Raw genomic sequence first — 12,063 nt, forward strand, 5'->3', positions numbered from 1 at the left:
TTGCTCCGGACATGTGCGCCGACATGATTTACGTGCATAGCACCCGGCCTATCGCCTGAAATTAAATATTCCGCTGGCACCGGGCTTGCGCACGGTGCCAGCGGAAAAGGATATTTGGGACCTTGCTTCCTTTTGCCGTTAAAAATCAAAGCGCCCTTTGATCAAGAAGGTCCGTGGTGGATTCAGATAGCTGTAATTGGCTAATGTTGATTCCACCGATTCCTCATCAAAGCAGTTTTTGCACTCTGCCGTAATCGACCAGCCAGACTCGCTTTTCAGCGCCAGTCCGGCATTGACGATCCACCGGTCTTCCGAAAAGCTACCGGTTATGACATCGCCATTGCCGAGCGTGTTTGATGGGAAAACCGTTCCGGACGGGCCGGTTATCGGCTGATCAAACAGAGTAACTTCGCTGGTGCCGGTTTCACTGTCGCTGCGCCAGTTAGCGTTGATCGAAGGAACAAGCGACAATCCGCCACCAAATTCGGCGGTATAGCTCGCGCCAATCGCGATGGTGAAATCAGGCGTTCTGACGGGTTCGGCGATGCTGCCATCCGGTGCAACAATGCCAACGCCGCAAGAGGCCGCCGTGTCGGCTCCGGCCGCATTGGGAATCAATCCGCCAGCCAGTTGGGCCTGACAGGCTGCCTGCTGAGCATTGACGGATTGTACGCCGAAGGGGTCGAGCGCAGCGGCATTGCGATCAATACGGTAATTATCGTCCTGATAGCCCAATGATGCAAAGATATTCAGGCCATCATAGAGCGCTGTGTTAAGTTCGACTTCGATCCCGCGGTTGCGATAATCAGCAAAATTGCGAGTGATGAAGGCTAGCGATCCATCGGGCCGGATAAAGGCGGAAGGGGTTTGTAAGCCATCGATATCGAGCTGAAAGGCGGTGATATTCAACCGAACGCGGCGATCAAACAATTCCGATTTGAATCCGGCCTCATAGCTCCATGCCTTTTCAGGACCAAACGGCAGTAGCTCACTGGGCGATGTTCCGCGCGCATTCCAACCGCCTGATTTGAAGCCACGGGTAGCGGATGCAAAAATCAGAATGTCATCCGACACGTCATAATTTATCGCAAAGCGCGGGGTCCAGATTTTGACATTCTGCTCCTGCGGAATCGCAGCCCCGTTATTCGCAACCAGATTGGCGCTGTCGATACAGGTGCTGGGACCGAATTGAAAAGGCCCAAAGCAGGTATTCTGTCCCAGAGCATTTGTTCCAACAATCGGTCGATTGTCGCGCACCGCAAAGGTCTTTTCCTCATCTGTGTAACGGATACCGGCAGTCAGCTTCAGTGCGTCGGTGACATTGAGATCGGCTTGCAAATAGCCGGCCCATGCTGTGGTTTCGTTGCGAATCTCGCGATCCGCAAGAACCAGTGGGAATCCAGCCGGCAGCGGCGGGAAGGCGAGAGAGAAAATGTCACCAAAGTCGGTGCGGTTATTCTCCTCAAAATAATAGACGCCACCAACGAGATCGATCAGGCCATCGGCCAGCGAACCGGTAATTTTGATTTCCTGAGTGAACTGGTCATGTTCGCCCTGATTGGCGATGGTGAAGCCGCCGCTGGTGAAACCGATAACTGGCGGAATTGGTGTCGAAGTGTTCGGGAGACCACGACCATCGGCGAAGTCGAGAGCAAAATCCTGGCTTAGATCAATGAAGCCGGTGATCAGATTGATCTCAAAATCGCCCAGATCGATCTCGAGATTGGAAGAGATAAAATCCATCTCGACTTCGTTACCCAGCCCGAAATCGCTCTTTGGGCCGGTCAAAATACCATTGAAATTGCTGTCCTTGGTCAGGCCCGTGGTGACAAACCGACCTGAACAGTTGCTGGGATCTGCCGGATCGCAATCAAAGTTCAATATGTTCCCGGCATCGGCATAAGTATGCATGTAGGAACCGGTCCAGCGGACGGAGTCAGACAATTCTCCGCGGAAGCCCAAGCGCACGCCCCAGCCATCGCTTTCATTGGTGCGCTCTCCGGTGGTCGTGTTCTGAGCGTAGCCCTCGTCATCCTGGAAATAGCCAGAGACTTTGACGGCGAAGCTGTCCGCCAAAGGTACATCAACCGATGCGCGCACGAGATAGCGTTCATAGCTGCCATATCCTGCTTCCACATAGCCGGCAAATTCGTCACCGGGTTCTTTTAGAATCACATTGATGGCGCCGCCGGTTGTATTCCGGCCAAATAATGTCCCCTGAGGACCACGAAGCACCTCCAGTCGCTCGACATCGAAAAAGGACAGATTATTGGCATTTTGCCGAGACATGTAGATATCGTCGACATAGGTGCCGATTGGCGGGTCAAATGTGGCAATGGATTCAGTGTTGCCGATCCCGCGAAGGAAATAGGAGTTGGCTGTGCCCAGGCCGGTATTGTTGAGTCCAACCAGATTGGGTACAAATTGTGTCACCTCCAACGCATTGGAAACGCCGCGGGTTTCCAGCTCCTCGGCAGAAAAGGCGCTGATCGCGATGGGGATGTCCTGAACGCTTTCTTCTCTGCGTTGTGCCGTCACCACAATGACATTCAGTCCGCCTTCCTCGGAAGCCTCCTGATCTGCTGATGATTGTGCATAGGCCGGCGCACCAGCGAGTGATGCCAATGCCAAACCGAAAATGGTTGAGTTTTTGAATGCAGTTTTGCGCGATATCATTTTTGTCTCCCTGGTTCCCGACAGTCAGAGAATGCGTGATTCACATCCAAGTTGTCCAGACAAATTTTAGGAGTCTTGGCTAATCTTCTTGATAGGGGGAATGCTAACAACCAATTGGTTTGTACCTACAACCAGAAGGATTTTCCGAGTTTTTATGGTTTTTCCGCCACAGTGATGCCGCGCAGTTGATTGATGCCAACCACAGCACGGCAGGCGGCGATCAGCTCGTTTTTCAGGCTCTGGGCCGCCGGTTGCAGCACCGAATTGCGGCGTATGGCGAAATAGGCAGTGCGTGCCACCGGAAACTCGGTACCTTCCACGATATGATATTGTGCACGTTCCTCTTCGGTGGCGAACAATTCCTTGGCGAGCAGCATGACCGCATCACTTTGCAACAGGGTTGATTTGGCGAGAATGACGGAGTCCATATCGACATATTTGGCCGGTGGAGAAAGTCCGGCGGCAAGAAACACATTGCAGATGCGCTGCCATTGCATCTGCAGTTGCATGGATACCAGCCATGTCTGTGAAGCCAGATCTTCCAGCGTTATATCGGATTTGGATGCCAGCGGATGGTCGCGTCGCATCATGATGACATCGCGGTCTTCGAACATTTCCGTCGCGTCGATTGCATTGTCGATGTCGAGATCGGTTGGCGGCGCGCTGGCGACAAACTCCACCTCGCCGCGCAACAGCTTCTCGTAAAGGGTTTTGGTGTCTCCCGACGTGATGCTGAGTGTTACACCCGGTTGTTTTTCACTGAATCGATTGATGACCATTGGAGCAATGCGGGTGAGGAATGACCAGCCGAGGCCGATCCGTACATAGCCTTTGTCAGCGCCGCGTAATGCGCTGATCTCTGCAGCTGCGAGTCGGCTTTCGGCGGTGATGACCTTGGCTCGGCGCGCCAGGGCATGGCCGAACTGTGTGGGTTCTGCACCGAACGCCCCCCGTTCGAACAATCGCACGCCAAGTGTTTCTTCCAGTTTCGCGACGCTTTTCGAAACGGCTTGCTGGCTGACATCATTATTGCTCGCGGCGCGAGAGAAGCTCCCGGTGTCGTAGACCGATAGGAAATGCTGCAATTTCTGCGGGTCCATCGACGGCTTGATGAAGCGTTGGCGCAAGTCGGGCTGGGTCATCCATATTTCCTCTGCAAACCTGTTACAATCAATGGCTGTGCAAAAGCCAAAATAGGTTGTTAGCAGCCCATTATCACGTCGCCTAACGAATGCGAAATTTTATCGAGCAACGAGGAATGATCGCTGAGATGGCAAAGAGCAAAGCGATATTGACGGATATCATGCCTGGCATGTTGAAGCATCAAGGCATCTGGTCTGGGGTCTACCGGCATGTCGACACGGACAATCAGCTGGTCGACCAGCACCAGGCTCGTGTCGAATGCATTTTTCCGCATGACGGTCCCTATGCCTATATCCAGAAAAACCTGTTCGAGTGGGAGGATGGCCGGGAATACCGCTCTACCCTGAACGGTGTGCTGCGTGACGGAAAGCTATGGTGGGACAACGAGAATTTCGACGGTTGTGGCTGGGAGACGGACTTTGGCCTGATCCTTTTGAACCTCAATCGCAAGGATGATCCGGGCGCAAATTTCTATGAGATTATCTGTCTCGGCGCCAATGGCAGTCATCGAGCACGAACGTGGCACTGGTTCAAGGATGGGCAATTGTTCAAGCGAACTTTGTGCGACGAGCACCGCGTAGCCGACTAACCAATCTGTTGGGGCTTGCGGATCGGCATTGCAATTTGTCCGGACATATATGATCATGGGTGATCAGGTAACAAACGGGGGTCCGGCGCGATGACAGAGCTACTCAATTTTTCCTTTTATCAACTGCTGGTCTTCATCCATATCATTCTATTTGTCCTGTGGCTGGGCGCAGATGTTGGTGTGTTCATGCTGGGTCAGCATTTTCGCAAGCGAGAGAAATATGACCTGCCGCAGCGGTTGGTCCTGCTGCAACTGCTCGTCAATCTCGATATGACGCCTCGTACAGCCTGGGCCTTGATGGTGCCGCTGACGATTACGATGGTCGATGCTGGCGGCTGGTGGGAAGTGCCAGTCTGGGGTGTGGCACTCTCCTGGGTAGTTGGTGCTGTCTGGCTATGGTTGGTCTGGGATGCGCATATCCATGACCAGACCGAGCGGGCCGCGCGGGATCGGAAAATCGAGTTCGTGCTGAAAATCGGCCTGACCCTGTTCTATCTTGGTCTGGGGATCATCTCGTTGTTGCAAGGCGAGCCATTGATCCCGATATGGCTGGGCACCAAGGCGCTTATGTTCGGCCTTATCTTTGCCGCCGCCATCATGATTGATGTCGCGTTCAAGCCGGTCGGACCGCAACTCGGCAAACTAATCGCCGAAGGATCGTCGGATGAGACCGAGATACCGCTACGCAAGACGATGGACACAACCCGAATCTGGGTTTGGATTGTCTATCTGTTGCTGCTCGCGACCGCGTTTCTCGGCAATATCAAGCCATTCTAGGGAAAAAAGGAGGTCGACCAATATGGCCGACCCCCAGGGAGAAAACTTTTACAGGAAGCGCTATTTCTTGTCTTTTTCTGCTGTCCGCTCCGCATCGATCATCTTCTTGAATACCGTCCAGGTGGTCTCATTTCTGCGCGGATCATCGCCGGGTGGCGGCGCGGTATATTCGGGATAGTTGAGCGCAATCTCATCCTTGATCACGTCGGGCAGCTCATCATAGCTTTTCAGCTTCGTGCCCATGGCGTTGAAGACCATTTGTCCCTGTCGTCCGCGCATTTTCATCCACGGCATCCAGTCGGAAATGCGTACCCAGCTGATCGCCGGATAGGCGGTTGGATTATTGGTATCGAGTATCTCGTCGGCGAGCATGGTGAAGTCGAAAATCTCCATCGCATGATATTTGTTGCCGACATAATCCTGATAATCGCCCGCCAGCACATTATGGTAAAAGAGCGGCACTTCAATCGGCATGAACATCCAGTTCCCCTGCTGCCGGATATTGGGTAGCGTATAAGGCGTGCCATCGGCGCGGTAGGGATAGTTGGGACGGCTGTTTACCGGATCATTGGCTATTTGCATGACCTTGACCGTCTCACCCGTCCATGGATTATCCCAGGTGCGCAGGACTTCGTTGGTCTTGGGATCAAGATAGAACATCACTTCGCGGCTGACCTGCCGATAACCGACTCCGCGTTTAGGGTTTTCGATCCGTACACATTGCCGGATATTCATGCCTTCACCATTGTACAAATGCCGATCAGGCTCCCCCTGAACACGGGAATAGACTTTACCGGACCAGTGATAGACGGCAGGCACACCATCAGCAGTACCGCATTGTGTTCGCTTCATGATTTCCAGAGCATCTTCGGGCTTTTTCGGATCAAGGGTCCGCGCTGAAGAAGAGCTGGCAAGAGCAAAAGATGCCACCATCGTTGCCAAAGCAGTCTGCTTAAAAAATCGATTCATTTCACGCTTCTCCCTAAAAATTGTGCCAAGTGATCTTGGAAATAATTTCACTTTCTGGTTGACTTTAGATTTGTCCGGACAAATTGTGAAGAGGTAATATTGATCGAACATGATATTGGACCCTATGACCGGTTTTACCAACTTCCTTTTTGTACCTGCCAATCGGCCTGAACGCTTTGAGAAAGCGGCGAATAGTGGTGCAGATCTCATCTGTATCGATCTCGAAGATTCGGTACCGGCAGAGCAAAAAGACAGCGCACGCGAATCTGTGCTGGATGCCCTGAAAACGCTCGATCGGGCAAAAATGGCGGTACGAATCAATGGCCTCAAGACAGCCGCTGGTCTGGCCGACCTGCTCGCTCTGTCGGCCACCGAACAACTTCCAGCTCTGCTTTTTCTGCCGATGGTCGAAAGTGCGACGGAGGTGGAGATTGCGCATAGCATTTTAGGAGACCGCGTCGAAGGTTTGATCCCGCTGATCGAAACCGTCAGAGGCCTGCGCGCTGGTGATGCCATTGCTGGCAGTGCAGGTGTGACCGGTATGATGTTCGGTGGAGGCGATTTTTCGGCGGAACTGGGAACCAAGCTGGAATGGGAGCCGCTGCTCGCGGCGCGGGGTGCTTTCATTCTGTGCTGCGCATCGGCCGCCGTTGCAGCGATTGACGTCCCTTATATCGACATGAGCAATGAGGCAGGTTTGGAAGAAGAATCGGCCCGGGCAAAAGCGATGGGCTTTCACGCCAAGGCTGCCATTCATCCCAAACAGATCGCTCTCATCGCCAAGGCGATGAAGCCGACCGAGGCGGAAGTGGCGGAGGCGATCGACGCAATCAATGCATTTGATGCAGCGGGAGGCAAAGCGATTAGTTATAATGGGCGTATGTTAGAAGCACCGGTTATGCAACGATACCGGCATATCGCGGCAGCAGCCGGATAGAAAAGAAGATGAGGATGTTTAATCAACAAGGACAAATACATGCGTGATGGAGTGATTGAAGTTAGCCCGGGACGATTCCGTGAGACGTTCGGACGCTATTTTGAGGATTTTGAGGTGGGGCATATCTATGAGCATCGTCCTGGCCGGACGATCACCGATACTGACAATGTGCATTTCACCCTGCTGACGATGAACACGCATCCAGCACATTTCGACTATGAATTTGCCAAGAAAACCGAATTTGAAAAGCCGCTGGTCTGCTCTCCGCTGACTGTCGCGTTGATGGTCGGGATGAGCGTTTCGGACACCAGCCAGAAAGCAGTGGCCAATCTGGGTTGGGATAAAATTCGCCTGACCCATCCGCTGTTTCCCGGTGACACACTTTACGCTGAGAGCGAGGTGCTGAACAAAAAAGAATCCGCGTCACGGCCGGAGCAAGGCATCGTAACCATCAAAACCATTGGGAAAAACCAAGACGACAAAGTTGTGTGTACGTTTGAACGTACCATGCTGATCTGGAAGCGCGGCTTTGGCGGCGCAGACGATTAAATAAGAGGGGAGGGGACCCCGAATTTGAGACATCAGGAGCGACGATAATGGCAACGGCAATTGATAATGCACAGCATATGATTGACCCGGAAGAAGAACAGGCTTTCATGGACGCGATCCAGAAATGGATCGATCGTTCAGTGAAGCCGGTGGTCATGGAGCATGACCATGAGGACAAATGGCCGGAGCAACTGGTTGGCGAAATGGCCGACATGGGCCTGTTCGGCGCAACCATCGGCGAGGAATATGGCGGTCTCGGACTGCCAGCGACCAGCTATGCGAAGATCGTCGCGGAAATTGCATCGCACTGGATGGCGATAACCGGCATTTTCAATTCACACTTGATCATGGCCTGCGCGGTCGAGCGTTTTGGCACCGCAGAGCAGAAAGCCAAATGGCTCCCCAAATTTGCCAGCGGTGAGATTCGAGGCGGACTGGCGCTGACTGAACCCAATGCCGGCACGGATTTGCAAGCGATCCGCACGACTGCGGTCCGAGACGGCGATGAATATGTGATCAACGGGACCAAGACCTGGATTTCCAACGGGATTAACGGCAGCTGTTTTGCGCTGCTGGTCAAAACCGATCCCAAGGCAGATCCGCGCTATAAAGGCATGAGTCTGATGATCGCTCCCAAGGGTGAAGGTTTTACAGTTGGCAAGAAGTTCAAGAAACTCGGCTATAACAGCATCGACAGCGCGGAACTGGTGTTCGATAATTATCGCATCCCGGCAGAAAACCTGATTGGTGGCGTCGAAGGGCAAGGGTTTTTTCAGGCCACTGGCGGGCTGGAGCTGGGCCGGATCAATGTCGCTGCACGCGGTGTTGGCCTGGCGGAAGGATCCTTGCGGCTGGCGACCGAATATGCGCAGTTGCGCGAAACCATGGGCAAGCCGATTTCCGAACACCAGGCGATCCAATTGAAACTCGGTGAAATGGTGACCCGTGCAAGAGCGGCGCGCTTGCTGACACTCGATGCGGCGGAAGCTTACGACCGCGGGGAGCGTTGTGATCTGGAAGCGGGCATGGCAAAATATTTCGCCTCGGAAGCGGCAGTGCGCAATTCGGAGGAATCGATGCGCGTGCATGGCGGCTATGCCTATTCCAAGGAATATGAAATCGAGCGCTATTATCGCGATTCTTTGTTGATGTGTATTGGTGAGGGGACCAACGAGATGCAGCGGATGATTATTTCCAAACAATGGGTCAAGAGGAACCCTGCGTGATGGGGCTGGCACCCATAAACCCGCCATCCCAGCGAAAGCTGGGATCCGCTCAAGTCCTTATGAAGTCTCCAGGAGATTCCAGCTTTCGCTGGAATGACGACATAGCGTGACCGTCAAACAACCCCTGAAGGGCTTTCGCGTCCTCTCTGCCGAGCAATATGGCGCCGGTCCTTATGGCACCATGTTCCTGGCCCAAATGGGTGCGGATGTGATCAAGATCGAGCCACCAAAAGGGGGTGATACGGCCCGTCATGTCGGGCCGCATTGGCTGCGTGAACAGGAAAGCCTGTATTTTCAGAGCTTCAATCTGAACAAACGTTCACTGACTCTCGACCTGCGTACCGACGAAGGGCAGCAAGTGCTGCACACGCTCGCCAAGAACGCTCATGTCGTGGCGAATAATCTGCGCGGTGATGTGCCGGACAAGGTCGGTTTGAACTATGATGCGCTGAAGGTGGTCAATCCGGCTATCGTCTGTGCCCATATCTCTGCATATGGACGAGGCAATGAGCGGTCGAAATGGCCAGGCTATGATTATCTTATGCAGGCCGAGGCCGGTTTCTGTGCGCTGACCGGTGATCCGGACGGGCCGCCAGTGCGCTTTGGTTTATCGATGGTCGATTTCATGACGGGCACCATGGCAGCCGTTGGCTTGCTAGCGGCTTTGCTGGACTCCCAGCGATCCGGCGAGGGTTGTGATGTCGATGTTGATCTCTTATCCGCCGCCGTGCACCAGACCAGCTATCCTGCTCTTTGGTATATGAACGAAGAAGACGTGACGGGCCGCGCACCCTATGGCGCGCATCCTTCCGCAACGCCCAGTCAGATGTTCAAGGCCGCCGATGGTTGGATGTTCGTGATGGCGCAGCTGCCAAAATTCTGGGCCATATTATGCGAGCGCATTGGCCATGAGGAACTGATGACAGATCCGCGCTTCGATACACCAGCCAATCGTCTGACCAATCGGGAGGCCCTATCGGACGTTTTGAGCGAGATATTCGCTCCGCAACCTGTCGCACACTGGCTTGATCTGCTGCAGGGCCTGATGCCGGTCGCTCCCGTTTATGATCTGGACCAGGCGCTCGACAGCCCATGGCTTAAGACCATTGGCATGCGGGACACGGTCAGCCATCCGGACCGCGCGGACATGAATGTGTTGTCCAGCCCAATTAAGTTGAACGGCGAACGCTTGCCTAACCGAGCAGGCCCGCTGCTCGGTGCTGATAGTGATGCGGTATTGGCTGAGGCAGGCTATGATGCCGGTGCCATTGCCGATCTGCGCGCGAAGGGGATAGTCTGACACACCTATGGCCAAGTTGACGGGTATCAAGGTCGTTGACCTTTCGCTTTTTCTGCCGGGCCCGATGCTCAGTATGATGATGGCTGACCATGGCGCAGAGGTGATCAAGGTTGAACCCCCGACCGGTGACCCGGCGCGGGAAATGGAACCAATGGAAGCTGATCAGTCGGTCTGGTTCCGTAATCTCAATCGCGGCAAGCAGGCACTGGCACTCGATCTGAAATCCGATGCAGGCAGGGCACGGCTTTGGGAATTACTGGCCGACGCCGACGTGATGATCGAGGGATTTCGGCCGGGCGTGATGAAGCGGCTCGGTTTTGACTATGATACGGTTTCAGCGCGTTTGCCGCGTATCGTCTATTGTTCGATTTCCGCCTTTGGGCAGGAGGGTGAAATGGCCCATCATCCGGCGCATGATCTGGCGGTGCAGGCCTTGTCCGGTTTTCTGTCGGTTAATGATGGTGCTGATGGGACGCCAGTGGTGCCCGGCGTTCCGTCTGCTGATATGGCCGCGGGATTGAACGGACTATCGGCGGTGCTGATGGCGCTGATTGGGCGCGAAAATTCGGGTGCGGGCGACTATATCGACATCGCGATGTTTGATTCCATGCTGCCCTGGTGTGCGCATATTGCCGGATCGGCCATTGCTGGCTGCGCTTCGCCCCGATCGCAATCGCAACGATCATTGGGCGGCGCGGCTTTTTACAATGTCTACAAGACTGCAGATGACAGGCATGTGGTGTTGGGTGCGCGGGAAGTTAAATTTGCGCGCAATTTGCTGACCGCGCTTGATCGGCTCGACCTGTTGCCGCTCGCCGAGGCGGAACCGGGCGAAGGGCAAGCGCCGCTTGTTGCTTTTTTGCGGGAAACATTTGCAAACAAAACTCGCGACCAATGGGTTGAGTGGTTTGCCGACAAAGACGTTGCTTTCTCCCCCGTTCTCGATTTTCGCGAAGCGCTTGATCAGAATTTCCTGCGTGAGCGCGGCCTGCTGATCGAAGCACATGGCAGCCATCAAATTGGCCCGTCTTTTCGCTTTGCATCGGAATCAGATTGGCAACCGGAAGATGCGCCGGTTCTGGATGAGCCGCAATGACGCGGGCTTTAGTCCACCTCGATATGCATCGAATAGGCAAAGCGTTCGCCGGGATGATAGCTGGCCGAAATCTCGAACATCCGGTCGCTTTCGTCAAAATAACAGCGCAAGATGCGCAGTACCGGATCGCCTTTTTCCAGGCCAAGCTCCGCCAAAATATCTTTCGCGCCTTTAATCGCCTGAATATCCTGCGTCACTCGGGCGACACTGACTTCACCCAGCGTTTCAATCTGCCCAAACAGGGTCGTGGCGTTGACGTCAATCTGAGCGACAGCATCAGCCAATTCGGGATGCACCCAAGCCTCGGTCACCGCAATGGGTCGCTTGCGTCCGGGCTTCATCCGCTTGCCGCGAAAGGCGAACCAGTCGCCTTCGGCTTTCGCGCCAATTTGTTCCGCAACATCTTTAGGAATGGCCCCGGCTTTTTTCTTTTCAAAAGCAATCGTGGTGTCGCGTGCATATTGCAAAATCTCGCCGACATTGCTCAGCGGCTGGTGCAATGCGCCAGCACGCGCGGTGGCAGGCTGAACCACCGTACCCGAGCCACGCTTGCGGGTGATCAGGCCCTCGGCGGTCAGTTTCCGCAACGCCTCCCGTACAGTGAAGCGGCTAACATCATATTTTTTGCACAGGACAGATTCGGTTGGGAAATCACCGGGATCGGGATAGTCGCCACGCAACACCGCTTCACGCAGTTCGTCAGCCAATTCCAGATAGCGCGGTTTCTTCTTGGACGCTCTTTTCGATTTAACGGGCGCTTTGGCAGCCAATTTTTCTCTCCCGGACATCGGTCAGTCTTAG

11 protein-coding genes are annotated in these 12,063 nt (G+C 54.2%); 7 read left to right on the forward strand and 4 right to left on the reverse strand.

All coding sequences use genetic code 11. From position 1 onward, the window contains the following. Positions 1-138: 138 nt before the first annotated feature. Both DG177_RS13685 and DG177_RS13690 read right to left on the reverse strand, forming a co-directional pair. Positions 139-2,676 carry a TonB-dependent receptor domain-containing protein gene (locus DG177_RS13685; protein WP_108811989.1) on the reverse strand — a complete coding sequence of 846 codons (2,538 nt, stop codon included), beginning with the start codon at positions 2,674-2,676 and terminating at the stop codon, positions 139-141. 152 nt (positions 2,677-2,828) lie between these two features. After that, entirely contained in the window at positions 2,829-3,818 is a 990-nt protein-coding gene (locus DG177_RS13690) for a LysR substrate-binding domain-containing protein (protein ID WP_108811990.1), read from the reverse strand. A 116-nt stretch (positions 3,819-3,934) separates the two neighbouring features. Between DG177_RS13690 and DG177_RS13695 the strand changes: the two genes are divergently transcribed. Together DG177_RS13695 and DG177_RS13700 are read left to right on the forward strand one after the other, a co-directional pair. Continuing rightward, on the forward strand, positions 3,935-4,408 hold the full coding sequence (locus tag DG177_RS13695) for a hypothetical protein (protein ID WP_337658840.1): 474 nt from the start codon (positions 3,935-3,937) through the stop codon (positions 4,406-4,408). 90 nt (positions 4,409-4,498) lie between these two features. After that, a complete protein-coding gene (locus DG177_RS13700; protein WP_108811991.1) occupies positions 4,499-5,185 on the forward strand; it encodes a hypothetical protein in 687 nt (228 codons plus the stop codon). A 60-nt stretch (positions 5,186-5,245) separates the two neighbouring features. On the opposite strand, the gene DG177_RS13705 is transcribed toward DG177_RS13700, so the two are convergent. Next, positions 5,246-6,154, reverse strand: coding sequence for a DUF1838 family protein (locus tag DG177_RS13705; protein WP_337658841.1), 909 nt, complete (start codon positions 6,152-6,154; stop codon positions 5,246-5,248). Between the two features lie 124 nt (positions 6,155-6,278). Here DG177_RS13705 and DG177_RS13710 point away from each other — a divergent pair, with 124 nt between their 5' ends. The 5 genes from DG177_RS13710 to DG177_RS13730 all read left to right on the forward strand — a co-directional run bounded on the left by DG177_RS13710 (position 6,279) and on the right by DG177_RS13730 (position 11,262). Further along, on the forward strand, positions 6,279-7,091 hold the full coding sequence (locus tag DG177_RS13710) for an aldolase/citrate lyase family protein (protein ID WP_108811993.1): 813 nt from the start codon (positions 6,279-6,281) through the stop codon (positions 7,089-7,091). Positions 7,092-7,130: 39 nt separating this feature from the next. Then, positions 7,131-7,640 (forward strand): MaoC/PaaZ C-terminal domain-containing protein, encoded by a 510-nt coding sequence (locus DG177_RS13715; protein WP_108811994.1) that lies wholly within the window; start codon positions 7,131-7,133, stop codon positions 7,638-7,640. A gap of 47 nt (positions 7,641-7,687) precedes the next feature. Next, positions 7,688-8,866, forward strand: coding sequence for an acyl-CoA dehydrogenase family protein (locus DG177_RS13720; RefSeq protein ID WP_174209019.1), 1,179 nt, complete (start codon positions 7,688-7,690; stop codon positions 8,864-8,866). A 106-nt stretch (positions 8,867-8,972) separates the two neighbouring features. Then, positions 8,973-10,166: a CoA transferase gene (locus DG177_RS13725; RefSeq protein ID WP_108811995.1), complete on the forward strand. Its 1,194-nt coding sequence runs from the start codon at positions 8,973-8,975 to the stop codon at positions 10,164-10,166. A 7-nt stretch (positions 10,167-10,173) separates the two neighbouring features. Next, positions 10,174-11,262, forward strand: coding sequence for a CoA transferase (locus DG177_RS13730; protein ID WP_108811996.1), 1,089 nt, complete (start codon positions 10,174-10,176; stop codon positions 11,260-11,262). Positions 11,263-11,270: 8 nt separating this feature from the next. Here the strand turns inward: DG177_RS13730 and DG177_RS13735 are convergent, their stop codons facing one another. Next, positions 11,271-12,032, reverse strand: a complete 762-nt coding sequence (locus DG177_RS13735) for a GntR family transcriptional regulator (protein ID WP_337658842.1) — start codon at positions 12,030-12,032, stop codon at positions 11,271-11,273. Positions 12,033-12,063: the final 31 nt, after the last annotated feature.

The sequence above is a fragment of the Sphingorhabdus sp. Alg231-15 genome (assembly GCF_900149705.1).
Classification (GTDB): Bacteria; Pseudomonadota; Alphaproteobacteria; order Sphingomonadales; family Sphingomonadaceae; genus Parasphingorhabdus.